The following is a 25,369-nucleotide window of genomic DNA, read 5'->3' as shown; positions in this document are numbered from 1 at the left end:
TGAATTTTTCACATAATGAACTGAGCTAACCACAAATCAAAAAGGGAACGGCCGCCTAAGGCCGTTCCCTTTTCCCGTTCAGGAGACGATGATCCTGATCTATATGATAAGTTCATGTCATGCTGCTCTTTCTTGCAGGAATTAACTTTGTCCGCTTTAACCCAGCTTTGCCTGATCCGCCAGTGTGACGGACGGCTGCCGCGTTCCGTGCAGCTCGAACAGTATGATTTCGTTCCGGCCTTCGCGCAGCAGCGGTGCCGGGATATACAGCGTGGACTGCGGCCCAACCTCCCAGTACCGGCCGAGGTTAAACCCGTTAATATAAGCGACGCCTTTTGTCCAGCCTGTGACGTCCAAGAAGGTATCGGCGGTTCCGCTTACCTCAAAGGTGCCTCTGTAAAATGTCGGGGTATTCGGGCTTGCAGCATCCAAGCCGGCGGCACCTTCTTCCTTCAGATGCGGAACAAAGGCCAGCTGGTCCAGGTTGTTCAGCGGAAGCGTGTGGATCGTCCATCCGAACAAAAACTGGTTGCCTAACCGGACCCCTTCGGTAATCCCTTTCGGGTCGTGCATGTACGGCCCGTAATTGACCCTTCCGAGGTTCTCCACCAAAATTTGCAGCTTCGCGCCGCCGGCCGGAATCGTCAGCTTCAGGCTGCGCTGCTCATCCCAGCGCTGAACGACGCCCTGATACTCCCCGTCGACAAAAATGAGTGCACGGTCCCGAACTTCCTGCAGGATCAAGTCGGCTTCTCCGCGCGGCCCGGAGACGAAGGTCGTGTACAGGATAAAGCCGTAGTCCTGATCCAGCTGCTCCATCGTTTCCGGCACAGCCCGCTCCACCGCGTCAGACAGGTCAGACAGCGAGTCGAATAAGCCGACCCGGTCGGTCAGGCGGACCTCGCCGTAGCTCTTCCGCTCGATCGGATCGGGAAGCTGCAGTTCCGGCAGGTCCACGTACTTGGCCAGAACGTCCCTGACCGCATAAAATTTCTCTGTCGGCTCACCCCATTCATTCAGCGGGGAATCGTAATCATAGCTGGTGACGGTCGGCGCGTACCCTTCTTCCCCGCAGTTCGCGCCGTTGTAAAAGCCGAAGTTCGTCCCGCCGTGGAACATATAGAAGTTGACCGAAGCGCCGGCCGCCAGCATGTCCTCGAACACGCGCGCAGCATCCGCCGCATCGCGGGTATGATGCGGCTTGCCCCAATGGTCAAACCATCCGTTCCAGAACTCCATGCACATATACGGCTTGTCCGGCTGATAGGCTTCCAGTTCCTGAAAGGCTTCAACCGCACGGGACCCGAAGTTGACCGTCTCCAGCACGCCCTCCACCATGCCGCCCTGCAGCATAAAATCTCCCGGCCCGTCCGAGGTGAACAGTAGCACGTCCACGCCGCGGGATGTAAGCCCTTTCTTCAAATGGTTCAGGTACGCCTTGTCATTGCCATAGCTGCCGTATTCGTTCTCGATCTGCATCGCGATGATCGGCCCGCCGTTCGTGCTGAGCAGCGGAACCAGCTTCGGAATCAGCACGTCATAATAAGCATCGACGTGGCCCAAATACCGGTGGTCATTGCAGCGCAGCCGGATGCCCGGTTCCTTGAGCAGCCAGGCGGGCAGACCGCCGAACTCCCATTCGGCGCAAATATACGGGCTGGGCCTTACGATGACATGCAGGCCGAGTTCACCGGCCATTTCGATGAAGCGGACGAGATCCGCCCCGTGATCGAACACGAACTCCCCTTTTCTGGGCTCATGGATATTCCAGGCCACATAGGTCTCCACCGTGTTAAAGCCGCAAGCCTTCAGCTTCGTTAACCGGTCCCGCCAATACTCGGGAACGACCCGAAAATAATGGATCGCCCCGGAAACCAGGCGGATGGGCTCGCCGTCCCACACAAACTGCTTTCCTTGAACGCTTAGTACACTCATCGTTTCGCCTCTCTCATGAATGGGATTTGGAGGTTACTGGCTTTCCATTTTTTTATGATAAGCCTCTGTCATCTCATCCGCAACCTGTTTCAGCGTCGGATCGCTGCGGAGCTGCTCGATGAGCTTGTCGTAGTTTTCGATCGTATCCTTGCCGATGATCACTTTGGTGCGCATATCGCTCACTTTTTTCGAAATTTCCGGATAGTATTTATTGTAGGCTTCGGAGTACAGCTCGTTGCCCGGGTTCGGTGTTTTGATTTGTTTGCGCTCATTGACGATTTCCACATTGCGGTTGTATACGTCGTCCGGCATGCCGACCGCTCCGATCGACATATCGTCGCTGATGAGGTGGATCAGATTGTTCATGTTGCCATCGCCCACCTGGTCCTTGGCTGCCTGCGGCGTCGGGATTTTGCGGCCGTTCTCGACCGTGTAATCGACGCCTTCAATGCCGTAAGTTGCCAGCTCATTGCCTTCCTTGCCGTACGCATAATCGAAAAATTCAAGGATTTTCTTCACCTTGGCTTCCGGCACTTTTTTCGGGATCAGGTACACGCCGTAATACGGCGATCCGGATGGCGTATATTTCTCCCCTTCCGCGTTTTGCAGATAGGTGATCGGCATGTAATCCGCCGTCGGCACCACTTCCCTGATTTTGGAGCCCGTCACCCAGGCGTGGTTCATCGACTGCGACGTGCCGCCCGATTTACCGCCCCGGATCAGGTCGACCGTCTGGGAGTACTTCAGGATTGCGAAATCTTTCGGGAACAGTCCGGCGTCATACGCTTTTTTGATCCAGAGGAGCGCATCCCGCGACGCGTCTTCCGTAATCGTCGGCACCAGCTTGTCGTCCTTCAGCTTCCAGGCACCCTGCACGCCGTTGAACACCCCATACACAAAGCCCATCGTATCGCTGTTGGCGGCATACGGAATTTCGTCCGCCTGGCCGTTTCCGTTCGGATCCTTCTCCTTGAACGCCTTCAGCACGTCGAAAAATTGGTCCATGGTGGTCGGGGTCTGCAGTCCCAACTTGTCCATCCAATCCTTGCGCAGAATCGGGAACGCCCCTCCTCCATAACTCGGGTAATAGCGGGGAATGCTGTAATTTTTGCCGTCGACCTTCGAATCCGTCCACATTTCGGCGAGCGCGGGCTGGCTCAGGTTCGGGTAATCCTTGATGAACGGGGTCAGATCCCAGAACACGCCTTGGCCTATCATTTTTTGCAGCTGCGGATTCAGCAGCGATTCCACGAACGTCACCTCCGGCAGATCGCCGGATGCCAGCATGACGTTGATCTTCTCCTCGGACGTTGTCGGCGACAGCCAGGTAATATCCAGCTGCGTGTTCGTGCGCTTCTCAAATTCCTTCCAGATCGGATTCGTATTGTCGATAAACTCTGTCGCGTAATTCAGCGTTTGCATCTGTATCTTGGTCGGGGCCGAAGAATCCGCCGAGCCGCTTTTACCCCCGCCGCCGCAGGCGGACAGCAGCAGGCTGGTGCCCACCGCCACAACGAGCGTTTTGATGAACCATTGCCTTGCTCTCTGTTCTGCTTGTCTTTTCATAGAGAATAACCTCCTTTGGATTTACCCTGTACTATATCTTCATTCCTTGACCGAGCCCACCATCGCCCCTTTGGCGAAGTGCTTCTGGAGGAACGGATATACGAGCATAATCGGGATCGTCGCAATGACCACCGCGGCCATTTTGAGCGTCTCCGTCGGCATCTGCCGGTTCATGGTAACGCTGATATTGGCGTTCTCGCCGCCGCCCATCGTCGTCGGATCGACGAGCATATTTTGCAGGAGCACCTGCAGCGGCCATTTGTTCTGCTCATTCATGAACATGATCGCGTTGAAATAGGTGTTCCAGTACCCCACCGCAAAAAACAGCCCGAAAGCGACCACCGCCGGCAGCGACAACGGAATGATAATCCGCCAGAACACGCTGATTTCGGTGCAGCCGTCGATCCGCGCGGCCTCTTCCAGGCTGTCCGGGATGCTGTCGAAAAAGCCTTTCATCAGCAGCACGTACCAGCCGCTCGTCAGCGACGGCAAAATCAGCGACCAGACGCTGTCAATCAGACCGAGGTTTCGGACCACCATGTACAGCGGCACAAGTCCCGGCGTAAACAAAAACGTAATCAGGATCATGACCATCATCGTCTTGCGGAACCGGAGCCGGCGGACCGAGATAGCATAGGCCAGTCCCCCGGTCACCAGCAGGCTCAGCAGCGTACCCACGGTCGCCAGAAACAGGCTGATCAGCACCGAATTGACGAACAAGCCGTTGCCGAGCAGATAGCGGTACGCGTCCAGCGACCAGTGATGCGGCCACAAAATCAAATCCCTCGTATAATACTCCGTCGGGTCCGTAAACGAAAGCACAATCGTATAATAAATCGGAAACACCATGGCCAGGCTGAACAAAATCAGCAGCCCGCCGTTGGACAGGCTGAACAGGCGGTCTTTCCAGGTCAGGGACAGTTCCATCCGCTGCAACTCTCCTTTCGAAGTTTTACCTTAATACAAGCTGTCTTGACCCAGGCGTTTAGCCGCCTTGTTCGCAAGGACGACCAGGACGACGCCGACGACCGATTTGAACAGGCCGATGGCCGTGCTGTAGCTGAACTCGCCTTGGCGGATGCCGACCCGGTATACATAGGTATCGAACACTTCGGCCACCTCCGTTACCGCCACGTTCATCATCAGGTACACCTGCTCGAAGCCGGTATCCATAATCGTGCCGAGGCGCAAAATGAACAGGATCATAATGACATTGCGCATCGCGGGCAGCGTAATATGCCACATCCGGCGGAACCGCCCGGCACCGTCCATGACAGCTGCTTCATACTGCTGGGGATCGACGCCCGCGATCGCCGCGAGGAAGATGATCGTACCCCACCCTACTTCCTTCCAAATGGACTGAACCGTCAGCATGCCCCAGAAATAATGCGGATTCGATAAAATATCGACGGTGCTCCTCCCGCTTGCCTCCAGCAGCTTGTTGATCAGCCCTTCTGACTGGGAGAACATCAAGTACGTCAGCCCGTAAATCAGCACCCAGGACAGAAAATGCGGAATATAGATCAGCGACTGAACCGACCGCTTCATGATCTGATTTCTCACTTCGTTCATCATCAGGGCCAGAATAATCGGAGCCGGGAAGAAGAACACCAGATTCATCAGACTGATGCCCAGCGTATTGCGGAGCAGCATCCAGAAATCGGGGTTGGAGAAAAAGCGGACAAAGTGCTCAAATCCGACCCACTTGCTGCCCATGATCCCAAGGTAAGGAGAATAATCCTGGAAGCCAATGACCAGATTCGTAATGGGGATGTACTTAAAAATAATGAAAAACAGCAGCCCCGGCATGGCCAGTAAATACAAATACTTGTCGCGCCGAAGATCCGGCCACAGCCTCCGCTTCTTCAGCGTGATCTCCTTTAGCGGGGCAGAATTTCCCGGGGCGGATCGCCGTTCGGACTGCCCGCCCATCGATGTTTCGCTCATCGCGCTCCCTCTCTTTCGTAAAAAATGTTGGTCCCCTGCTAGCTGGTCCGTGGCAATCGGGATGGTTGGCTGCTGCCCGGGTTGATATCCATCCGGTGGTTGTGAGCCTGCCGCCCTGCTGCCGCTTATGTGAATCATGTTAGGGGGCGGCCGGATTTCCGGCAATTCGATTTTCTTTCCCGTCAGAACGGGCGCCACACCCTTGGTCATGTCCAATTCTTTAAGCGAAGCGGCTGAGGCCGCATTTGATCAATCATTTCAGCGTGTCCGTTTCTGGGGATTGCACTTTTTTGACTGGCGGAAATTCATGGGTTACAGGTCTATTCAACCCCGCTGCCGTTCGTTATGATAGACATACTATCGTTATGATCAAGATTCAAAGCGGAAGCAAACGAGCGGGAGTGGATACCATGTTGAGAGACTACTTGGCGAAAAGGTTCGCATCGAAAGGGACCGTATACTGGAGAAGCATCGCGCTTGCGATCCTGCTGACCTGTATTCCGATCACGATCGTCAGCTGCATTGGCGGGTATGTCGGCAACCGGTACCTGATCCAGCAGTATCAGCAAAATAACGAGATCATGTTGCGGGAATCGGTACGCAGAATCGACGGCCAGTTCGCCCAGCTGGTACAGTACGCCCTGCACATGATGGCCAACCCCATCTTTAAGCCTGCGATCGCGGACATGAACTATGTCGATGAGTTCGAAAAGACCCAGGAACTGCTGGACACGATGTCGCTGATCGAAAACGGGGAATCGCTGATCGATCAGGCTTATTTGTACATACCGAAGCAGAATGTGCTGCTGCAGCCGGTCCTCGGCCTGCGCACGCTGGACGATCCGGCGGATCGTGCCGTTTGGAACAGTCTCATGAACGGGGATACGGGTATTTTCTGGACGAATCATCTCACCCGGCCGTTTGGGCGCAGCGGCTCCAAGCATGCGATCGTCATGAAGCTGCCTTTTAACGGCCAAACCTCTTACGGGGCGCTCGTCCTGTACGTCAACCCGTCCATGCTCCAATTGAACGTGACCCCCGACCAGGCCGCCTATGTTCTTGATGGCAGCGACGTGGTCATTGGTCAGTCGGATGCCGCCAAGTCGTATCCCGAGCTGCTGCCTCGGATCATGGAACAGCTCAGCTCGACCAAGCGCACGTATGACAGCCAGTCGCGCTTTCAAATCCGTGCGGATCATGAGCAGTTCCTCATGAATGCGGTTTCTTTTGAGAAAATGAACCGGATCTGGACCTTTGTGACGGGTACCCCGTCATCCAAAGTCACCGCGCCCAACAGTGCCTATACGCATGTGGTGGTCGTCTACTGGGTTCTGTCTCTCATCGCCGCGCTCGGGCTGAGCTGGTTTGCGTCCAACCGCTTCTACCAGCCGTTCCGCAAAGTGATGGATCTGGTCAGGGACGGCAAAACGGATGAAGACGCCGACCCGTCCGACGAAATGGCCTACATTGAGGCAAAATGGCAGCAGTACCGGTTCGCCAACGAGTCGCTGCAGAGCCGGCTGGATCAATCCACTCCCAAAGTCAGGGAAGCGCTGATCAACCAGTTTGTGCTGGGACAAGCCGCCCATTTATCGGAGACGGAAATGATCGAAAAGCTTCGCGCCCTGCAGCTCGACGTGACAGGCTGCCTGTTTTCGGTCGTGGTCTGCCAGCTGCACGGACTTGACGGTCACAAGGCCCCCCTGACAGAAAAGGACAGCCAGCTCATCACCTACGCGGCCATCAACATCGTCGGCGAAATGTCGGAGGCGTCGGCAACCTATGTGCATACGCTCGATTTGCTCGACGGTTCGATTGCCGCGGTGCTGATATTTCCGGAAACCTCCGCCATGGATGCGCGGGATGAACTGCTTCGGCTTGGCGGGGATATGCTCCGTGCGCTGGAGCATGTGCTGCGCATGCCGTCGACGATCGTCGTGAACGGCCCGGCGTCGCTGTGGATGGACATTCCTTACCTGCTGGAACAGTCGCGCAAAGCGCTCAGCTACCGTACGTTTACGTCGGAGAGCCAGCTGCTGGATGCAACCGCCGTGCTGGAGCAGGCGAATCCCGAAGTCGATTTTCCGTACGATCTGGAGCAGGAATTTACGCATACACTGAACCTCGGGCTGGAACGCGAGGCAGCGGACATCCTGGAGCGGTTCGTGACCGCGCTGAAAAATGAAGGCGCGCCCGAATGGGTCGTCCACCAGGGACTGATGCGCCTGAAGAGCAGCCTGTACCGGTCCATGCTGCAGTCGGGACATAACCCGTACGCCCTCTTTGACGGCGTCCAGCTGGAAGAAGAACTGAGGACGCTGAGGGACGCTGAGGCGTGTATCCAGTGGTTCGGCAAACGGGTAATTCGGCCGTACATCGACATGCTGTCCAAGAGCTACCAGCATGCCATGAAGGATATCGTCGATCAGGTGCTGTCAACCATTCACGACAATTACATGTGCGATATCTCCCTCGAGACGTTCGCCATGGAAGCCGGAGTCAGCGTGTCGCATCTCAGCAAGGCGTTCCGCCAAATGACCGGCTCGAATTACATTGATTATTTAACGGCGCTCAAAATCGGCCGCTGCAAAAAGCTTCTGCTGACGACCGACCTCAAAATGAACGAAATCGCCAAATCGGTAGGCTATCAGCCGCCGTATTTCAACCGGATGTTTAAAAAGCTTGAGGGGATGACGCCAGGGCAGTACCGTCTTCAATTTAGCGAAACGAAGCTCGGAAAGGCCGAATAAAGGGTGGTTCTCCCGGTCTTCGCGCATGCAAAAAGGCTCCTTACCGGAACTTGAAGTGTTCCAGAGGGAGCCTTCTCTATCGTGCAATTCATTAAGGTTAAATGCGCTTCGTCATGAGCCGTTTAGCCCCGGGACGCCTTACGTCAGGCCGATCTCTTACGTCAGACCCACCCAGTCCCGCGGGGCCACTTCCTTCCAGCGCGCCCGGATCTCCTGGTACTTGTCATGGCTCAGGCTCGTGCTTGCAAGCATCTCAGCGTTCTGCGACCAGCGCCCGGGCTTGTTCGTTCCCACGATCGCGGTATCCACCCCGGGCGTATCCAGCGTAAAATGAAGGGCATCCGCCACCGCCTGCTCGTTGTCCCGCAGAAAGTCATACTGCAGCTCCTTCAGCCGCTGCCAGTATTTATACGGGTAGGCGTTCTCGGGGAGCTTGTCGTAAGTCCAGGCTACGTTGGCGATCGGCCGCTTGGCGATGATCCCCATTCCCCGCTTGCGCGCTTCGGGCAGCGTCAGGTCGATCACTTCCTGGTCGGCGATATTGAGCGACACCATCAAGCTGTCAAACACGCCGGTTTGCACCGCATACAATGCGTCAATCGAATCGCCGCTGTATCCGATAAACCGCGTCTTTCCCTGCTGCTTGGCCTTTTGCAGCACTTCGATCACCGCGCCCTGTCTCAGCACATCCTCCGAGCAGCTGTGCAGATGGATGCAGTCGACATAATCGGTCTGCAGCCGCTTCAGGCTGCGGTCGATGCTTTTCTCCAGCAGCTCAGGGTCCCAATCTTTATAATCCAAGCCGGAGGCATGTCCGCACTTGGTGAATAAATAATATTCGCTGCGGCGGTTCGCCATCGTTTTGCCGATCAGCTCCTCGCTGTCGCCGTAGCACTCCGCCGTATCGATCATGTTCAGGCCCGCATCAAGCGCGCTGCCCAGCAGCTGCTCGACTTTGGAAAGATCCGTTTCCTTGCCGATCTCCGCGCCGCCAAAGCCCAAAATACTCACTTCCATGCCTGTCTTGCCGAATGCCCGTCTTTCCATAATGAAATCCTCCCTGGTTTCATAATTGGATACGTTCATAGATACGAAGTGACTTTTACGCAGTATATGAGATGTTTACCCAAAACGGAGGACCGCCAAACCGCTGGCATGGACGGTTCTTCCTCCCCGGCCCGCTCCGATTCAAGAAATGCTCGCTTCCCAGTCAACGAGAGCCTATGTATTCAGTTCCATCTATAAACTGCTAAAATATTGGCTGATATTGCCATACTGCGGGTGAACCTTTTCCGAATACCGCTCGTTCGTGTAGCTGCCGATCACTTTCCGCCAGAAGGCCTGAGCCGGCAGATTGTTTTTGATCTGGGTCACTTTCCATCTGCCCTTGAACCGATCGAACAGCGACTGCGCAGCCCAGGTTCCCATGCCGGTGCGGCGGTATTTTTGCATAATAAAAAACTCCGTCATGTAAAAGTCGCCTTCGATCGGGTCGTACAGCCGGTCTACCAGCGCAAAACCGGCCGGCACCTTATCGTACGAAATCAAAAAAGCATGCTTGCCGGTTCCCCTGCGCCAGTACTCGTCGATTCCTGGGTACTCGGGAAATTTGCCGTTATCGTCCACTACGATATCCTGGTAGCGGGAAAAATCGTACATATACAGCTGCATCAAATTGTAGATCACTTGCCTGCGCTTGTGCGGAACCAGGTCCAGCCTGAACTCCATTAACTTCACCTTCCTATTTTCCTGTTCACGATCCTAAACTTCATTTCCACTATATAACTTTGTCAACGGACGGGCAAGGTTATACACGGACGGATTTCCTGACATATACGTAATTGAAGCGGACATCTGTTCGCCCATTGTGTTAATATAAAAAGATATGAAGAAAAGGAAAGATGAGGGATGACGATGAATGTTCAAAAGGAACAAGACCGGAAAAAGCTCGACGACAAAGTGCTGACCATGCCTTGGTACGTCCAGCAATTTATCGATTACAAGCTGCCTGATCTGTCGCCGTCCACTTTGCTTGAATATATCCGGGATTACGAAACGTTCTTCAACTGGCTCCGGGCCGAAGGATTGTCCGCTGCGCCGGACAACGGCAAGGTAACGCTGGAAGAGCTGGAGGTGCTGCGGATGGAAGACGTCGTCAGCTACCGCTTGTATTTAACGACCCGCCGGGAGAGTGCCAACTCCAAAATTACCGTCTCTCGCAAGCTTTCTTCCATGCGCTCCCTGTTTCATTACTTAAGCCAAATTGCCGAGGATGACAACTTTTATCCGCTCCTGAAGCGCAACATTATGGCGAAGGTGGAGATCAAACGGATCCACAAACCGAAAGACACGGCCGCCAAACTAAAAGGGAAGATCCTCGAGGAAGACGAGCTCCTGGAGTTTATTGGTTATATTATGGACGGCTACGCCAAGGATGTCGCCAATAACAAGCAGGCGCTCTACGCCCATGAGCTGAATAAGGAACGCGACGCCTGCATTGCCAGCCTGATTTTGAATTCGGGGCTTCGGGTGTCCGAGGTCGTTAACCTGAATGTCGATGATCTGGACATGAACAACAAGATGCTGTATGTGTACCGGAAGGGCAATAACGACGAGACGTTCAAGACCCCGGTCTATTTCCGCGAGCAGGCAAGGGATGATTTGGCCCAGTACCTTAACCTGCGTCAGTCCAGATACAAGGTGCCCAAGCGGGAAAAAGCGCTGTTTGCAGCGCTTCCGAACGGGCATCAGGAAGGCGGACGCATGACCAAGCGGGCGATCCAGGCGATGATCATCAAGTATGCCAAGCGTTTCGGCAAGCCTTATCTCACCGTACATAAGCTCCGGCATTCCTTCGCCACCGACTATTATTTGCAAAACGATATTTACAAAACGAAGGAACAGCTCGGCCACGCCTCAACCGAAACGACGGAGGTGTACGCCCATCTCACGGACAAAACGATGTCCGAGGCGATTGAGCGTAGGCTTGAACCGTAACGGATTTAGGCGAGGTCACAATAAAAAACAGCACTGCCGCATCCGGTATATTCAGGATGGGCGTGCTGTTTTTTATTGCAAAACGGTTAGTTTCCGTTCATTCCGTCGTACCGTGCTTACTATGGTGAAGCAGCCATTCTGTGATCCGGCCGGTGTCATTGACGCCAAATACCGGAACGGAGCCCGGATGCACATCCATGCTCCCCTTCACCTTGTCATCGGTAAGCCAGGAGACGATCGCATTCACGGATGTTAATCGGGAAACGAGCGAATGGTCTTCCTGGCTGCGGACCATCACGAGTTTGGGGTACTCCGCCTGCTTGAAGCCCTCCACTAATATCATGTCGTATCCGGAAAACCGCGCTATGAGCTCGTCCAGCCCGGTTTCCGCTTCCTCGATCACGGCCGTACGCCGCGAGGACACAAGGGCGACTGCACCTGCACCAGATTTCCGGTGCCGGTACGAGTCCGTTCCCGGATGATCGATGTCGAAATCGTGGGCGTCGTGCTTAATCACCGCTGTCCGTACGCCTTTGGCAGCGAGCCTCTCGACGAGACTGCAGACGAGCGTCGTCTTGCCGCTGTTCTTATACCCGACGATTTGCCAGACGGGCGGTTTCGCTTCTTGCCGGCTCATCTCGATCCCTCTTTAAGCAGCAAAATTTGCACCTTGGATCCGGCCGGTGTGACTGCCTTGGCGGGCTGGATAACGATCAGGCAGTCGCTGTCCTTGATCGTTACCATGACGCTCGATTCGTCCACCGCTGCCGGAACGGCATACACCAACCCATCGCGGACTTCCATTCTTCCGCGAACGTAGCGGGTAAAGGCGTTCACTTTGGTATAGTCGACGTCCAAGACGGCTGTCCACTCCTTAAGGTAGGCATCCTTTCTCCCCATCATGCCCTGAATGGTCGGCCGGACGAACAGCTCAAAGCCGACGAAGCAGGCGCCGGGATTGCCGGACAGCGCAAAGAGCAGCTTGCCTTCCTTCACGGCCGCCGTCGTGACGCTGCCGGGACGCATGGCGATTTTGTTATACAGCATCTCCACCCCGCCGCCGCGGACGAGATCGCCCATAATGTCGTAGTCGCCGACCGACACACCGCCGCTGGTCACGACTGCATCGTATTCCCGCAGCGCCTCCTCGACCCGAGCTTGTGCCAGCTGCAAATCGTCCATAATGGCTTCCAGGATAAAGGGCTCGCCCCCCGCTTCCCGCACCTGGGCCGCGAGCATGTACGTGTTGCTGTTGCGGATTTTACCCGGCTGCAGCGGCTCTTCGACGGACAGCAGCTCCGACCCCGTCGAGAAAATCGCGATCCGCGGCTTGCGGTACACCGGGACACGATGAATGCCGAACGTCGCCAGCACCGAGATTTCCCCGGCCGAAATACGGGTCCCCGGGCTAAGCAGCAGCTGTCCTTCCTGAACCTCCAGGCCGATCGGGGTTATGTTTTGCCCCTCCTGGATTTTTCGCTTCAGTCCGACCCGGACACGTCCGTCCTTTTCCTGCTGCTCCGTCATCTCCAGCATGACGACGGCGTCCGCGCCGTCCGGCACTTCGGCGCCTGTCATGATCCGCGCAGCCGTCCCCGGCCGGATCACTTGGCTGGACACGCTGCCGCAAGGAATCTCGTCGATGACTTCCAGCCAGACCGGATCGTCCGAGCTGCAAGAAGCCGTGTCGGCAGACCGAATCGCGTACCCGTCCATTCCGGAGCGGCGGAACCGCGGAAACGGATGCGGGGCGGTAACGGGCTCGGCCAGAAAGCGCCCGACGCTCTCCGCCAGTGGTACCGTTTCTACAGCGCCTGCCTCGACATACCCGGCGATCAGCCTTTGGGCATCCTTGACCTGCATCGGTTTCCGGTGAAATTTATCGTAATCGGTTCGTGTCTGATCCATTATGTATCATCCTTCCGTAACTGAATATCTCCACTGTCTATCATGACACAAAAAAACGCACGAATCCATGCTTCGTGCGTTTTCATCTGCCGTGAACACGGCATCAGGATATTCGCTTGCGGCCAGCCGTCACCTGCGCCTTGTGATCTTGCCTGATCCGACGCGGGTTTTCGGCTTCGTATACGACCGCTTCGGTGCATCAAACAGGCCGGAGCCGCTGCTGCCGCCCCTTGAAATGCTGCCCCTGCTCGGAGTCTTGGTATCTTTCTTCCGGTCAAAAATGCTGCCTCCGGAACCGACGCTCGGATTCGTGTCGCTGTTTTTGCCGCGGCGGAGAATCGAGCCCTTCTTCTCAACCGTCAGCGGCGGCGCGACCTTTTTATCGTTGGTCGTCGGCTTGTGGTACGTTCCCTGCTTCGGCTGATAAATGTCTCTGCTCGTATACCCCCGGTAAGAGCCTCCGCCGCCGAACGAATCAAAGAGTTGTCCGATGAGCGCAGCCGTCAGATATCCCTGAAGAAAGCTTGAATCGTAATTCCGCTGCACATACTGCTGCGAGTCGATTTCGATCAGCGTATCGCTTGGCTTGGCGGTATCTTTCTGCAGATGGTACCATTCGTTACCGTACACCAGAAACATCCGGTCGGCATCTTCCGGCGACATCTGGTCGGGCTTCTTCTCGTCCGTCAGCTCCTTCGCAACCTCGGGAACCGTCTTGTCCGCGGCCCGGTACACATACGACGTAGCGTTACCGTCGCGGTTCACCGACTCCAGCGGATATGTCTCCTTGACGTTTGGCGAGCCGATGCCGCATCCGGTCAGCAGAGACAGCACAAGGCTGGCGACAAGCAGAAGCTTCAGGCCGAGAAACCTGCTTCTCTTCTTACCCATCATGTGCCCCACCTCTAATTGGCCCGGATGACTTTCACATCACCTGGGATTACTTTCTCTCCTTCATACAGCATAAAGCGTCCGTTCTGCCACTCGATCCGCAGCAGATGATAATCGTCGGATTGGTACTGCCATACGTGCTGCTCTCCCCCTTGCGTAAACGGGGTTTTGCCTTGAATCAACACATGACCGATGTATTCTTCTTCCATATAGTAAACCCGGTCGTCCAGTTCGATTTCGGTTGGTACTTCGGCAGGATTGTCAAGCCGGCCGTCGATGGGAGCGTACAATTCATACTCCAAGGTCTCGCGCTCTTCAATATGAAGGTAAGCGATCGTGTTCCCGTCCCGGAGCGTGAGCAGAACGGCGTTTCTTCCGCGGTTGTGCACGCGTCCGATGACTTCGTATGTGACCAGCGATACCTCGCAAATATCTCCCGGCATCAGCGCCAGCATGCTTTTCTCCGGTTTCGGCGGTTCAGGCTTGGCAAACAGGTTGCCGATTCTTTTAAATACACTCATATGCTATAACTCCTTAGGTAATCAAACTTTAATATATATTGGGGTCATGCTACAGGCAGGCGGTAATGATGAGGGCGCCCACCAAATGGATCGTACCGGCAAACAGGCCGTAACCCACTTTGCCCTGCTGTGTACCTGTATCCAGGTCAAGCTTTGCCCACCATCTCATCAAGACGCGCACGATCGCTTCCAGCACGAGTAAGATCAAGAAGGAGACGATCGATACGACAAGCGCTTCCAGCAGGTTATTCGAAGTCCGAATCGAAACGGACAGAATGTAACCCTGGGACAGCAGCTTGATGACCAGGCGCGAGGTGACCGCCATGTTGCCCGCCTTCACTTCTTCAAAATCTTTGTACTTGGTAAACAGCGAATCCACAAACATCAAAATAAAGAGCAGGATCGCCCCGGAACCTGTCCATACCAGAATCCCTTTAATGATATTAAAATCCATCCACCTTAGCCTCCACATCTTCTCAACGTCTCACTCATACATAATAAAAGCGAAGGAGAAATATGACAAATGTTCCCCTTCGCTATTCATCATACCCGGTTTATGGCAGATTATTTGTTCTCGTACTGCTTCAAGAGCGCTGCCAGCTCATCTTCAACTTCTTTGTCCTTACCGAGCTGTTCGAACTCGTCGTCGAGCGATTTGCCTTTGGCGGACATTTCGTTGCTGGCTTCGGCTTGCGCCTCCATCTGCAGCATCTTCTCTTCCATCCGCTTCATGCCGTTCGTCGCAGAATGGGTGCTGAAACCGTTCATCGCCTTGTTGATTTCGGTTTGCGCTTTGGCCGCATTATAGCGGGCTACCAGCGTCTCTCTTTTGTTCTTCATTTCGGTGAGCTGCTTGCGCATTTCCTCAAGCTTAGCACGGAGATTGTCGGCGGAAGCCTTGTTCTGGTCGTAGCTTGCTTTGTATTCGTTCATTTTCTGCTCAGCCGATTTTTTCTCTTCCAGCGCACGGCGGGCCAGCTCAACGTTCTGTGCCTGGGCTGCGGTGTGTGCCTGCTGGGTACGCTTCTCAACGAGCGCCTGCTGCTCTTCGTACAACTGCTTGAATTTTTTCTCGATGGCGATTTGAGCGGCTACAGCCTTCTCCGCGTCTTCCAAATCTTCGGTCATATCACGGATGTATTGGTCCGTCATCTTGATCGGGTCTTCTGCCTTATCGATAATCGCATTAATATTGGACATTGTTAAATCGCGCAGTCTTTTGAAAATAGCCATGGTTTCTTGTTCCTCCTGAAAGGTTAATGTGTTCTTCTTGATACTCTTTTACGCAGCAGTTTTAGGACCGTTTCAAAAATCGCCAAAATTTTTTTCGGCTTTGTTCATCTTCCATAATATAGCAGCAACGAGCCTTCATTCAAGGCTATGTTTACCGTTTAAAAAAACGCGGGAGCGATCCAACCGATCTGACTCCAGCGTTTTGTTATGAATGTTTGATTAGCTTCATTTCCGCAATGCCTCGTTAAAAAGCGCGCAAGTACTGTTTCGGGATCTTCTGTTCTCCGTTCAGCTCTTGAGCCGCATGGAGCGCCCAGTAAGGATCCTTCAGCATGCCTCTGCCGACTGCGACCAGATCCGCCTTTCCTTCCAGCACCACCTGCTGCGCTTCCTCGTAATTTTCCAAGCGGCCGACAGCAATTACCGGCACATCCAGCTTTGCCTTCATTTGCTCCGCCAATTCCACCTGGTACCCCGAGCCGGCCTTCGGTCCGCCGTTCGATCCGATATGACCTTCACCGCCGGAGGAAATATGGAATACGTCTACACCCGCATCCCGGTATCGTCGGCAGATTTCCGCGCAGTAATCGACGTCATAACCGCCGTCCACGTACTCCTTGGCTGACACTCTCATCAGAACAGGCATGTCTTCAGGGACCGCCTTCTTGACGGCTTTCACGACTTCTTCTCCGAACAAAGCCAGGTCTTTTCCATACGCGTCGTCTCTTCGGTTGGTCAGCGGTGAATGGAACTGATGGATTAAATAGCCGTGAGCACCGTGTATTTCCACCGTATCAAAGCCGGCTTCCACAGCGCGCCGGGCCGCTTCCCCATAGGCGGTAACCAGACTCTGGACCTCTTCGGTGGACAAAGCTCTCGGAATTTTATATTTTTCGTCAAAACGGATAGCCGATGGGGCTACAGGCGGGTTCGCGTCTTCCGCCTTGCGGCCGGCATGGCCCAGCTGGATGCCGATCCTTGCGCCATAGGCGTGCACTTCGTCGACGATTTTGCGGTAAGCAGGGATCTGCCCGTCATCCCATATTCCCGTATCCCGGTTCGTAATCCGTCCGTCCGGGTGAACCCCCGTCATCTCTACGATAATCAATCCGGCACCGCCGACTGCGCGGGATACATAATGGACATAATGCCAATTGTTAGGGATCCCGTCCTCAGCCTGTACCGAATATTGGCACATCGGAGGCATAACAATCCGGTTTTTCAGAGATAATCCTTTAAGTACATAAGGTGTAAATAGATCTGCCATTGCTTCGTGTCTCCTTTATGTTGTATGTGATTAAGCCTATATGACAACAGGGTTATATGATTGCAGCGCCGCCGCTCATTGTCCATACCTCGCGGTTACGGCCAATGTGCAGCGACCGTAATCCATCAGTTCTATTATACACGCTTTGCCGAACGATATGAAAATGTGGCCCAGCATCTGATTTAAAGCAACATAATTGCATCAACTTATGGACATAACAAGGATAATCATGTTTTCGCTGTTTGTCCGCGGTGGAAAGGAGTCGAGACGGATGAAAAAGAAGCTGTTATGCGTATTGCTGTCTTCCCTGCTGATCTTGTTGTTGATCTGTCCTTGGCAGTCCGGGCGGCCGGCAGCCGCCGCTCAAGGCGGTGAACCCCCGGAACATCCGTCAGGTTCCGAACCTGCACGGGAAACCAGCAGCCGGGAGGCGAAAGAAAAGCGGAAGGAACAGCAGATCCTTACGCTCGGCCAGTTGATCAAAAAATATCCCGAAACGTTCAAAATTCACGGTCCGCGCGTCAAAGAGGTGGCCCTAACCTTTGATGACGTGCCGGATCCCAGGTTTACTCCTCAGATCCTGGATGTGCTCAAAGCCCATCATATTAAAGCCACCTTTTTTGTGATGGGCAGCCGGGCGAAGAAGCATCCCGAGCTGGTCGAGCGCATCGTCCGTGAAGGACATGTGATCGGAAACCACTCTTATAATCATCCCGTGTTTCACAAATTGGAGATGGACGAATATGTAGCCGAGATTAAGCGGACGGAGAACACGCTCTACGGCATCGTCGGCTATAAGCCCAAGCTGATCAGGCCCCCTTATGGAGACATCACGGAACGCCAACTACGCTGGGCCAAGCAGCAGGGCTACAAAATCGTAAACTGGAACGTCGATTCGCTGGATTGGAAAGGAATCGGCAAGGAAGCGGTCAAGCGCAACGTGCTGTCCACCGTTGGGCAAGGCTCGATCATTCTTCAGCATGCGGGAGGCGGAACCACATCCAATCTCAGCGGTACGATCGATGCCCTTCCGGACATTATTCGGACCTTGAAAAATAAAGGCTATTCATTCGTCACGCTGCCGAGGTTACTTCACGTTCCAAAAGACAAGTAACGCGCTGAGCGTACAAAAAAACCGGCTTGAGTACAAAAGCCGGTTTTTCCGTGTTGTTATGAATAGCATTGACTATTTAATGAAGTACAGCTCAACGTCCTGGAATCCGAAGGCACTGACGCTTTCCGGGCTGCCCGGCACGAAAATGTCGATGCGTTTCCCCTTAATCGCGCTGCCGGTATCCTTAGCTGTCGCTACGAAGGCTTTCTTCGGAAGGCCCGGGAAGCTGTGACCGGTAACGAGCACTTTCGTTCCCAATGGAATAACGGACGGGTCAACCGCGATCGTGCCCAGCTTCAGCGGGTTGCCGAAGTAATCCACTGCGCCCCACTTGCCGTTTTCGCTAGCTGCGGAAGAATATGCCGTGGCTCGGACGTCCAGCGTTTTGGAGTAATCGAAGGTTTTACCCCATGCTTCCACGACTTTGTCATTGCCGTTGACGTTCAGGGAAGCAGCCGTGATGATGGAGCCGCTGTCCTCTGCGGCAAATGCCTTGGCTGTGCTTGCTCCGGGAACGTTTAATTTCAGGCCCGGATAAATATTGGTTGCTTGTACATTCGGATTTGCATTCATCAGTTGATTCAAATTAACGCCATATTGTTTAGATAGTGTATAGAAGGTGTCTCCATCCTTCGCTACATGGACCGAGTCCGCAAACGTGGGTACCGACTGTACCGCCAGAGAAATGCCGATGATGGCTGCAAGTGTCTTGATTCCTTTAAATCTTTTCATGGTTCCTCCTTAAGTCGTGATGCCTGCGAAGTTAGCTGTCGGATTCGGATTGAGGAGACAACCCTACGCCCTGTTGGTGCGATTCACCCCAAGCGTACTATGTACACAAATTACATCCCCCGCACTTTACCTTAAAAGTTTCGGCTCAACAAATATATCACAATTTTGTAACCAGTGCTCATGAAAATGTTACCAATCCAAAACCTTTGAATGATCAGGCTTTATTTAGAGTTGTTAGCTGACTTAAGCAAGGGAGCAACGGCTCAATTCCTTTCAAAAAAGTTACAACTTCTTCATTCATTTTAACGATTTATTCATAAAAAGGTACAAAAAAAGCCCTGGATGAGTAATATTCTCGTCCAGGGCTTTATCATTTGTAGATGCAGGCTCTTGGTCAAAGGACCTTGCTCAGAAAATCTTTCGTGCGGCTGTTTTGCGGGTTACCGAACACTTCTGCAGGCGTCCCTTGCTCGACGATTTGTCCGCCGTCCATAAAGACGATCCGGTCGCCGACTTCCCGGGCAAACCCCATTTCATGGGTTACGATGACCATCGTCATGCCGCCCTCCGCGAGCTTCTTCATGACCTCCAGCACTTCGCCGACCATTTCAGGGTCCAGCGCCGAAGTCGGCTCGTCAAAGAGCATGACGTGGGGCTGCATGGCCAGCGCCCGCGCGATGGCGATCCGCTGCTTCTGTCCGCCTGACAGCTGGGAAGGATACGCATCCTTCTTGTCGGATAATCCGACCGTGCGCAGCAGGTCAAGGGCAATCCGTTCCGCCTCGGCCGGCGGCTGCTTTTTCACCTTAACCGGCGCCAGCATGAGGTTCTGCAGCACCGATTTATGCGGGAACAGGTTAAAATGCTGGAACACCATGCCCATTTTTTCGCGTGTGGCATTGATGTTATGGCGTTTGTCCGTAATCGGCTCGCCTTCAAACGTGATCTGTCCCCCTGTCGGGGTTTCGAGCAGATTCAAACAGCGGAGAAAGGTACTTTTTCCCGAGCCGCTGGGGCCGATCACGACGACGACCTCGCCTTTGGCGATGTCGATGTCGATCCCTTTCAGAATCTCCAGCTTGCCGAACGATTTGCGCAAATCTTTAACGCTGATCATCGGTATTCAGCCTCCTTTCAAATGCCCCCAGCAGCTTGGACAAGGTAAACGTCATAATGAAGTAGATGGCTGCAATGACCAGCAGCGGACTGAGGTAATCATACGTAATCCCTTGGATAGCCCCCGACTGGTACATCAAGTCGGTGACGCCGATAAACGATACGATGGATGATTCCTTGATAATCGTAATAAACTCATTGCCAATGGCCGGCAGCACGCTTTTTACAGCTTGGGGCAGCACGATGTACCGCATCGTCATGCTGCGCGGCATTCCGAGGGAACGGGCCGCTTCCGACTGCCCCCGGTCCACCCCCTGGATTCCGGCACGGAACACTTCCGCAAGGTACGCGGAGCTGTTAATGGACAGCGTAATTGCACCGGACTCGATTGGCGTAAATTTGACCCCGAAGGCCACGAGGCCGTAGTGAATAATAAACAGCTGAACAACCATCGGGGTACCGCGGAGAACTTCCACCCATACCGAACCGATCAGCTTCGGCAGCCACAAGCGGGACATCCGCAGCAAGGATATAATAATGCCCAGCACGAAGCCGCAGATGACGCCGATGGCCGCCAGGAGCAGTGTATACTGGATACCTGTCGCAAAATACGTCCGGTATTCCCAAAAAACGGAGAATATATTCATAAAGACCCAAGAACCTCCTTTGTCATCATACCTGCCTGTCCCATCCTTTCCCTGTATACAACAGATCGCGACATTTTTGAAACAAGGTACCCATCATTGAACAGAAAAAATAGCGAATTCGCTTCGCTATTTTATCCGACGTATAAAATGAGAACAGACAGCTTAACCTCTATTTCTGTGCAGCCAAATCGCTCGCTTCGGCAACGTACTGCTCAATCTTGTTTTCGGATTTCAGACGGTCCAGCGTTTTGTTGATTTGGTTCACGAGCTCGGTGTTGCCTTTTTTGATCCCGATCGCGTAGCCGTCTTCCTTATAATCAGGAACCGCATCCGCAATTACCAGACCTTTGACGTTCTTGATGTATGCCTCGGCAACCGGCTTCTCCATGATGGAGGCATCCACGCGGCTCGAGTTCAGCTGCAGCACGATGTCGGAAATTTTGCCCAGACCGGTGATCTTCGCGCCCGGAATCGTCTTGGCGATGTCCTCCTGGATGGAACCCTTCTGAATGCCGAGCGAAGCTCCTTCAAGAGCTTTCATCGTGCTGTATTTGTCTTTGTCAGCCTCTCTGACGACAACGGCCTGCTCCGCCTTATAGTAGTTGTTCGAAAAATCGATTTGTTTTTTGCGTTCTTCGTTTGGTGTAAGCCCGGAAATGACAAAATCTACACGGCCGGTGGACAGCTCGCCGAGAAGCGCATCAAAGCTCATGTCCTTGACTTCAAGCTGCGCCCCCATGTCTTTGGCGATTTCCTTGGCGATTTCGATATCGAAGCCGACGATTTGGTCCTTGCCGTTCACCATTTTATGAAATTCGTACGGCGGGAAGTCCGCGCTTGTTCCAAGCACGATCGTCTTGCCGCTGGCCGGCTGTTCGCCCGCTGCCGTGCCGCCCTCAGTCGAAGGTTTGCTTCCGCATCCGGCAAGCAGGGAGCCTGCCAGCAGAATGCATGCCGTTAGAATACCCCATTTTTTCATATCTATCTCTCCTGTCCATTTCAATGATACTTATTGTTGTTCAAAGGCATGATCCGTATCCGGCTCAGCCCGAAAAACCACGGTTCTAATCATACAATAAAAATGCATGATTATGCAATGACATTTTCATACAGTGGTCAATACATTTCAAAATAGCCAGAATAAGGCGGATTACAGCTTTTTAATCCCATTTATTCCTAGTTCTATTGTTTCTTTTAGTCACCTTCACCTCTTTTTCGGAATAAATATGTATTTACCGTTTCAAAGCCCTTCTCCTTCCTCATATCGATGCATAAATCCCTTCAAAAACCTGCACCCTTTGAAAGAAACGCTTCTTATTATTTAATTACACGCAATGGGGACTCCTACGCAAAAGGTTTACCGAAACGTCAGAATACGGCGGCAGCCATGGTTCATCATTCCGGGAATGAGGTATTAAATAGCTAGATATTTAGTGGAGGTGTAGTCATGCTGCTGGAAGCTTTATACCATGTCCCTCGGGACAAATGGGCCTATGCATACGATCCGAAGACGATACATCTGCGTGTCCGCACCAAACGAAACGACGTGGATACGGTAGTTGCGATGACCGGAGACAAATACGACTGGGATTCGACCTATTTTGAAATTACGATGGAAAAAGCCGCGACCGACGATATGTTCGATTATTGGGAAGCTGCCGTACTGCCTAAATACAAACGCCTTAGCTATGCGTTCCGGATCACTTCCGGCAAGGAAACGATTTACATGCTCGACAACGGGCTGTACCGAAATTGTCCGGCGCCGACGGGCGGCTATTACGAATTTTCTTACATACATGAGATCGACGTGTTTAAGGTGCCGGATTGGGCAAAGGATGCAATTTTTTACCAAATTATGCCCGAACGTTTTGCGAACGGGGATCCAAGCAATGATCCGAAAGGGACACAGCCTTGGGGAGGACAGCCGACAACGGACAATTTCTTCGGCGGCGACCTGCAGGGCGTCCTGGATCATCTGGACGACCTGCTCGATCTGGGCATCAATGCGATATATTTCACACCTTTGTTCACGTCGCCGTCGAACCATAAATACGACATCGTCGATTATAAGCAGGTTGATCCGCATTTTGGGGATAACGAGCTGCTCAAGCAGGTCGTGGAAGCCTGTCACAGCAAAGGGATCCGCGTCATGCTCGATGCCGTGTTCAACCACTGCAGCGAACAGTTTCCACCGTTCCAGGACGTCCTTAAGCATGGGGAAAAGTCCAAATATGCCGATTGGTTTCATATCAACCAGTTTCCGGCACGGGTTGAGAACGGGATCGCCACGTATGACACGTTCGGCTTCTTCGGCAATATGCCAAAGTTCAACACGGCCAATCCCGAGGTGAAGCAGTATTTGCTGGACGTTGCCGAGTACTGGATCAAGGAAATCAAACTGGACGGCTGGAGGCTGGACGTGGCGAACGAGGTCGATCACCATTTTTGGCGGGACTTCCGCATGGTCGTCAAAAACGCCAATCCGGACGCATATATCGTCGGGGAAGTGTGGAGCGATTCCTTGGCCTGGCTGGTGGGCGACCAGTTCGACTCTGTCATGAACTACCCTTTTGCCGACAAGGTGCTGGAGTTTTTCAACGGAGGCATGGACGGACTGACGTTCGCCAACAAAATGGGCACCATCCTGATGCGCTATCCGCAGCAGACGAACGAAGTGGTGTTCAACATGCTGTGCAGCCATGATACACCGCGGCTCTTGACGCGCGTCGGCAACGACAAGCGCCGGATGAAGCTGGCGGTCGTCTTCCTGTTCACGTTCATGGGGACGCCATGCATCTTCTACGGCGATGAGGTGGGCCTCACCGGAGGCGGCGATCCGGACTGCCGTAAATGCATGGAGTGGGATCCGAAGAAGCAGGACCGCGAGCTGTACGATTTTTACAAGCTGCTCATCGGTCTGCGCAAAAAAAACAAGGCGCTTCGCGAAGGCCGCTTCCGCTTTTTGAAGGCGGAACCGGGTAATCCCAACATCATTTACGAGCGCATGGACAGCCGGGTTCATTTCACCATCTGGATGAACAACACCGACAAACCGCAAGTGCTATCCCACCCGATGGTTACGAACGACTGGAAGGACGCCTTATCGGGCGACAAGGTGCCTACCCAGAACGGAACGATGAACGTCAGTCTGGACCCTTACGGGTATCGGATTTTGTACCGAAATCTCACCAAATAAATCGGTTTCTTCATAACGAAAAGCCTTCCGGAGTTCCGGAAGGCTTTTTCCAAATGGATTCTTGGCAGCTGTGGATATTACCACGGAGCCGGCCTGGACCAGCTCCTTTTGCTCAAACGGTGACGCGTTCATAAATGTCCATATACTCCTTGGCGGACATGTTCCAGCTGTAATCCCCGGCAAAGGCGTTCTTCACGATTTTGCTCCAATGCTCCGGCTGTTGGTAAAACGAAGCCGCACGGCGGATCGTATGCATCATGTCGTGGGCGTTGAACGCCGTGAAGCTGAAACCATTGCCCTCGCCCGTAAACTCGTTGTAAGACTGCACGGTGTCGTTCAGCCCCCCGGTCTCACGAACGATCGGGATGCTCCCGTACCGCAGCGCCAGCAGCTGGCTGATGCCGCATGGCTCGAACTTCGACGGCATGAGGAACATGTCGCTGCCTGCATATATTTTGCGTGACAGAGCGTCGCTGAACGTAATCTGCGCCGACATGTTGTCCGGATGCCGCCCTGCCGCTTCGCGGAACCAATGCTCGTAGGAGGAGTCGCCCGTGCCGAGCAAGACGAACTGGAAGTCGTCGTGATCCAGCATTTCGTCCAGCACCCGCGTCACGAGGTCCAGTCCCTTGGACTCGACCAGCCGGGTCACCATCGCGATGAGCGGCACGTCCGGCTTAACCGGCAAGCCGAGCTCCTGCTGGAGACCCGCTTTGTTTTCCCTCTTTTTCGCCAGGTTCGACCGGTATTTTACGTAGAGGCTCGCATCGTTAGCGGGATTGTAGCTCTTCGTATCCACACCGTTTACGATCCCGCTAAGCCGGTCACCGAGCGAATACAGCAGCCCTTCCAGCCCATATCCGTAGTGGGCCGTCTGAATCTCCCTGGCATAGGTCGGACTCACCGTCGTCACGTGATCGGCGTAGACGATCCCTCCTTTCATAAAGTTGACGTTTCCGTAAAACTCAAGGCCTTCCGGCGTAAAATATTGGTGTCCCAGCTCCAGCAGTTCGCCAAGTACCTCGTAAGGATAAATTCCCTGGTACAGCAAATTATGTATCGTAAACACGGTACGGATGTGCTGGTAGTACTCGTTATGGCGGTAGTGCGCCTGCAGCAGCACCGGAATAAGCGCCGTATGCCAGTCATGGCAGTGGAGCACGTCCGGCTCGGAACCGATCAGCGGAAGCACTTCAAGCACGGCCCGGTTGAAAAAGGCAAAGCGTTCGCCGTCGTCCATGTATCCGTACACGCCGTCCCGTCCGAAATAGTATTCGTTATCGAGAAAATATACGGGAATGCCGTCGTACACGAGCTTTTCGATACCGCAGTATTGATTTCTCCAGCCGACCGGCACTTTTATTTCCGTGAGATGCTGCATTTCATCCTTAAATTGCTGTGGTATCCCTTTATGTTTGGGCAAAATGACCTGGACATCCGCGCCGCTTCGTTTGAGCGCTTTGGGCAGGGCGCCGATTACATCGGCAAGTCCCCCTGTTTTAATAAACGGTGTCGATTCCGCTGCTGCAAATATGACTTTCATCTCTCC

The 25,369-nt window shown here is 53.7% G+C and carries 22 protein-coding genes and 1 riboswitch; of the genes, 4 read left to right on the top strand and 18 right to left on the bottom strand.

Going from position 1 to position 25,369, the window contains the following annotated elements; genetic code table 11:
* Nucleotides 1–156: 156 nt before the first annotated feature.
* Genes C7820_RS04515 through C7820_RS04500 form a run of 4 tightly spaced genes read right to left on the bottom strand, consistent with a single transcriptional unit; the run spans nucleotide 157 to nucleotide 5,448 of the window.
* Complete coding sequence (locus tag C7820_RS04515; protein WP_116229921.1) at nucleotides 157–1,935, bottom strand: glycoside hydrolase family 35 protein; 1,779 nt, start codon at nucleotides 1,933–1,935, stop codon at nucleotides 157–159.
* A 33-nt stretch (nucleotides 1,936–1,968) separates the two neighbouring features.
* Nucleotides 1,969–3,501: an extracellular solute-binding protein gene (locus C7820_RS04510; RefSeq protein ID WP_116229920.1), complete on the bottom strand. Its 1,533-nt coding sequence runs from the start codon at nucleotides 3,499–3,501 to the stop codon at nucleotides 1,969–1,971.
* A gap of 39 nt (nucleotides 3,502–3,540) precedes the next feature.
* On the bottom strand, nucleotides 3,541–4,428 hold the full coding sequence (locus C7820_RS04505; RefSeq protein ID WP_116229919.1) for a carbohydrate ABC transporter permease: 888 nt from the start codon (nucleotides 4,426–4,428) through the stop codon (nucleotides 3,541–3,543).
* 30 nt (nucleotides 4,429–4,458) lie between these two features.
* Nucleotides 4,459–5,448: an ABC transporter permease gene (locus tag C7820_RS04500; RefSeq protein WP_258875113.1), complete on the bottom strand. Its 990-nt coding sequence runs from the start codon at nucleotides 5,446–5,448 to the stop codon at nucleotides 4,459–4,461.
* 410 nt (nucleotides 5,449–5,858) lie between these two features.
* On the opposite strand from C7820_RS04500, the gene C7820_RS04495 reads away from it, so the two are divergent.
* A complete protein-coding gene (locus tag C7820_RS04495) occupies nucleotides 5,859–8,198 on the top strand; it encodes a helix-turn-helix transcriptional regulator (protein ID WP_116229918.1) in 2,340 nt (779 codons plus the stop codon).
* A 156-nt stretch (nucleotides 8,199–8,354) separates the two neighbouring features.
* Here C7820_RS04495 and C7820_RS04490 read toward each other — a convergent pair whose 3' ends face one another.
* Both C7820_RS04490 and C7820_RS04485 read right to left on the bottom strand, forming a co-directional pair.
* On the bottom strand, nucleotides 8,355–9,245 hold the full coding sequence (locus C7820_RS04490; protein WP_089547858.1) for an aldo/keto reductase: 891 nt from the start codon (nucleotides 9,243–9,245) through the stop codon (nucleotides 8,355–8,357).
* Nucleotides 9,246–9,437: 192 nt separating this feature from the next.
* The gene (locus C7820_RS04485) at nucleotides 9,438–9,926 is read right to left on the bottom strand and encodes a GNAT family N-acetyltransferase (RefSeq protein ID WP_076171413.1); all 489 of its coding nucleotides are present in this window, start codon (nucleotides 9,924–9,926) and stop codon (nucleotides 9,438–9,440) included.
* Nucleotides 9,927–10,112: 186 nt separating this feature from the next.
* Between C7820_RS04485 and xerS the strand changes: the two genes are divergently transcribed.
* Entirely contained in the window at nucleotides 10,113–11,195 is a 1,083-nt protein-coding gene (gene xerS, locus C7820_RS04480) for a tyrosine recombinase XerS (protein WP_116231627.1), read from the top strand.
* 97 nt (nucleotides 11,196–11,292) lie between these two features.
* Here the strand turns inward: xerS and mobB are convergent, their stop codons facing one another.
* The 7 genes from mobB to C7820_RS04445 form a co-directional block, all read right to left on the bottom strand.
* Nucleotides 11,293–11,832: a molybdopterin-guanine dinucleotide biosynthesis protein B gene (gene mobB, locus C7820_RS04475; RefSeq protein ID WP_116229917.1), complete on the bottom strand. Its 540-nt coding sequence runs from the start codon at nucleotides 11,830–11,832 to the stop codon at nucleotides 11,293–11,295.
* Nucleotides 11,829–13,103, bottom strand: coding sequence for a molybdopterin molybdotransferase MoeA (locus tag C7820_RS04470; protein WP_116229916.1), 1,275 nt, complete (start codon nucleotides 13,101–13,103; stop codon nucleotides 11,829–11,831). The genes mobB and C7820_RS04470 overlap by 4 nt, the downstream gene beginning before the upstream one ends.
* Before the next feature lie 129 nt (nucleotides 13,104–13,232).
* A complete protein-coding gene (locus C7820_RS04465; protein WP_076171407.1) occupies nucleotides 13,233–13,994 on the bottom strand; it encodes a DUF4247 domain-containing protein in 762 nt (253 codons plus the stop codon).
* 14 nt (nucleotides 13,995–14,008) lie between these two features.
* On the bottom strand, nucleotides 14,009–14,515 hold the full coding sequence (locus C7820_RS04460) for a DUF4178 domain-containing protein (protein WP_116229915.1): 507 nt from the start codon (nucleotides 14,513–14,515) through the stop codon (nucleotides 14,009–14,011).
* 49 nt (nucleotides 14,516–14,564) lie between these two features.
* The gene (locus C7820_RS04455) at nucleotides 14,565–14,969 is read right to left on the bottom strand and encodes a DUF350 domain-containing protein (protein WP_076171403.1); all 405 of its coding nucleotides are present in this window, start codon (nucleotides 14,967–14,969) and stop codon (nucleotides 14,565–14,567) included.
* A gap of 110 nt (nucleotides 14,970–15,079) precedes the next feature.
* Entirely contained in the window at nucleotides 15,080–15,748 is a 669-nt protein-coding gene (locus tag C7820_RS04450; RefSeq protein WP_116229914.1) for a PspA/IM30 family protein, read from the bottom strand.
* Nucleotides 15,749–15,992: 244 nt separating this feature from the next.
* Nucleotides 15,993–17,015, bottom strand: a complete 1,023-nt coding sequence (locus C7820_RS04445) for an NADH:flavin oxidoreductase/NADH oxidase (RefSeq protein WP_116229913.1) — start codon at nucleotides 17,013–17,015, stop codon at nucleotides 15,993–15,995.
* Between the two features lie 271 nt (nucleotides 17,016–17,286).
* On the opposite strand from C7820_RS04445, the gene C7820_RS04440 reads away from it, so the two are divergent.
* Nucleotides 17,287–18,129: a polysaccharide deacetylase family protein gene (locus C7820_RS04440; protein WP_116229912.1), complete on the top strand. Its 843-nt coding sequence runs from the start codon at nucleotides 17,287–17,289 to the stop codon at nucleotides 18,127–18,129.
* A 72-nt stretch (nucleotides 18,130–18,201) separates the two neighbouring features.
* On the opposite strand, the gene C7820_RS04435 is transcribed toward C7820_RS04440, so the two are convergent.
* From C7820_RS04435 to C7820_RS04420, 4 genes are all read right to left on the bottom strand, one after another.
* On the bottom strand, nucleotides 18,202–18,861 hold the full coding sequence (locus tag C7820_RS04435) for a 3D domain-containing protein (protein WP_116229911.1): 660 nt from the start codon (nucleotides 18,859–18,861) through the stop codon (nucleotides 18,202–18,204).
* A 3-nt stretch (nucleotides 18,862–18,864) separates the two neighbouring features.
* Nucleotides 18,865–19,017: riboswitch (cyclic di-AMP (ydaO/yuaA leader) on the bottom strand.
* Nucleotides 19,018–19,255: 238 nt separating this feature from the next.
* Nucleotides 19,256–19,978 (bottom strand): amino acid ABC transporter ATP-binding protein, encoded by a 723-nt coding sequence (locus C7820_RS04430; protein ID WP_076171392.1) that lies wholly within the window; start codon nucleotides 19,976–19,978, stop codon nucleotides 19,256–19,258.
* Nucleotides 19,965–20,624, bottom strand: coding sequence for an amino acid ABC transporter permease (locus C7820_RS04425; RefSeq protein WP_116229910.1), 660 nt, complete (start codon nucleotides 20,622–20,624; stop codon nucleotides 19,965–19,967). Before C7820_RS04425 ends, C7820_RS04430 begins: the two co-directional genes overlap by 14 nt.
* 169 nt (nucleotides 20,625–20,793) lie before the next feature.
* Entirely contained in the window at nucleotides 20,794–21,603 is an 810-nt protein-coding gene (locus C7820_RS04420; RefSeq protein ID WP_089547867.1) for a transporter substrate-binding domain-containing protein, read from the bottom strand.
* Between the two features lie 468 nt (nucleotides 21,604–22,071).
* Between C7820_RS04420 and C7820_RS04415 the strand changes: the two genes are divergently transcribed.
* Complete coding sequence (locus tag C7820_RS04415) at nucleotides 22,072–23,820, top strand: alpha-glycosidase (protein WP_116229909.1); 1,749 nt, start codon at nucleotides 22,072–22,074, stop codon at nucleotides 23,818–23,820.
* A gap of 112 nt (nucleotides 23,821–23,932) precedes the next feature.
* On the opposite strand, the gene glgA is transcribed toward C7820_RS04415, so the two are convergent.
* Nucleotides 23,933–25,363 (bottom strand): glycogen synthase GlgA, encoded by a 1,431-nt coding sequence (gene glgA / locus C7820_RS04410; protein ID WP_116229908.1) that lies wholly within the window; start codon nucleotides 25,361–25,363, stop codon nucleotides 23,933–23,935.
* Nucleotides 25,364–25,369 lie beyond the last annotated feature (6 nt).

Source organism: Paenibacillus sp. VMFN-D1 (assembly GCF_003386155.1).
GTDB classification, from domain to species: domain Bacteria; phylum Bacillota; class Bacilli; order Paenibacillales; family Paenibacillaceae; genus Paenibacillus_AQ; species Paenibacillus_AQ favisporus.
Note: the sequence above shows the minus strand (reverse complement) of the source record. Positions and strands in the feature narration are given on the sequence as shown.

Excerpts from the sequence above, each read along its gene's own strand:
- C7820_RS04515 (WP_116229921.1), bottom strand. The coding sequence starts at position 1,935 with ATGAGTGTACTAAGCGTTCAAGGAAAGCAGTTTGTGTGGGACGGCGAG.
- C7820_RS04510 (WP_116229920.1), bottom strand. The coding sequence starts at position 3,501 with ATGAAAAGACAAGCAGAACAGAGAGCAAGGCAATGGTTCATCAAAACG.
- C7820_RS04505 (WP_116229919.1), bottom strand. The coding sequence starts at position 4,428 with ATGGAACTGTCCCTGACCTGGAAAGACCGCCTGTTCAGCCTGTCCAAC.
- C7820_RS04500 (WP_258875113.1), bottom strand. The coding sequence starts at position 5,448 with ATGAGCGAAACATCGATGGGCGGGCAGTCCGAACGGCGATCCGCCCCG.
- C7820_RS04495 (WP_116229918.1), top strand. The coding sequence starts at position 5,859 with ATGTTGAGAGACTACTTGGCGAAAAGGTTCGCATCGAAAGGGACCGTA.
- C7820_RS04490 (WP_089547858.1), bottom strand. The coding sequence starts at position 9,245 with ATGGAAAGACGGGCATTCGGCAAGACAGGCATGGAAGTGAGTATTTTG.
- C7820_RS04485 (WP_076171413.1), bottom strand. The coding sequence starts at position 9,926 with ATGGAGTTCAGGCTGGACCTGGTTCCGCACAAGCGCAGGCAAGTGATC.
- xerS (WP_116231627.1), top strand. The coding sequence starts at position 10,113 with ATGAATGTTCAAAAGGAACAAGACCGGAAAAAGCTCGACGACAAAGTG.
- mobB (WP_116229917.1), bottom strand. The coding sequence starts at position 11,832 with ATGAGCCGGCAAGAAGCGAAACCGCCCGTCTGGCAAATCGTCGGGTAT.
- C7820_RS04470 (WP_116229916.1), bottom strand. The coding sequence starts at position 13,103 with ATGGATCAGACACGAACCGATTACGATAAATTTCACCGGAAACCGATG.
- C7820_RS04465 (WP_076171407.1), bottom strand. The coding sequence starts at position 13,994 with ATGGGTAAGAAGAGAAGCAGGTTTCTCGGCCTGAAGCTTCTGCTTGTC.
- C7820_RS04460 (WP_116229915.1), bottom strand. The coding sequence starts at position 14,515 with ATGAGTGTATTTAAAAGAATCGGCAACCTGTTTGCCAAGCCTGAACCG.
- C7820_RS04455 (WP_076171403.1), bottom strand. The coding sequence starts at position 14,969 with ATGGATTTTAATATCATTAAAGGGATTCTGGTATGGACAGGTTCCGGG.
- C7820_RS04450 (WP_116229914.1), bottom strand. The coding sequence starts at position 15,748 with ATGGCTATTTTCAAAAGACTGCGCGATTTAACAATGTCCAATATTAAT.
- C7820_RS04445 (WP_116229913.1), bottom strand. The coding sequence starts at position 17,015 with ATGGCAGATCTATTTACACCTTATGTACTTAAAGGATTATCTCTGAAA.
- C7820_RS04440 (WP_116229912.1), top strand. The coding sequence starts at position 17,287 with ATGAAAAAGAAGCTGTTATGCGTATTGCTGTCTTCCCTGCTGATCTTG.
- C7820_RS04435 (WP_116229911.1), bottom strand. The coding sequence starts at position 18,861 with ATGAAAAGATTTAAAGGAATCAAGACACTTGCAGCCATCATCGGCATT.
- C7820_RS04430 (WP_076171392.1), bottom strand. The coding sequence starts at position 19,978 with ATGATCAGCGTTAAAGATTTGCGCAAATCGTTCGGCAAGCTGGAGATT.
- C7820_RS04425 (WP_116229910.1), bottom strand. The coding sequence starts at position 20,624 with ATGAATATATTCTCCGTTTTTTGGGAATACCGGACGTATTTTGCGACA.
- C7820_RS04420 (WP_089547867.1), bottom strand. The coding sequence starts at position 21,603 with ATGAAAAAATGGGGTATTCTAACGGCATGCATTCTGCTGGCAGGCTCC.
- C7820_RS04415 (WP_116229909.1), top strand. The coding sequence starts at position 22,072 with ATGCTGCTGGAAGCTTTATACCATGTCCCTCGGGACAAATGGGCCTAT.
- glgA (WP_116229908.1), bottom strand. The coding sequence starts at position 25,363 with ATGAAAGTCATATTTGCAGCAGCGGAATCGACACCGTTTATTAAAACA.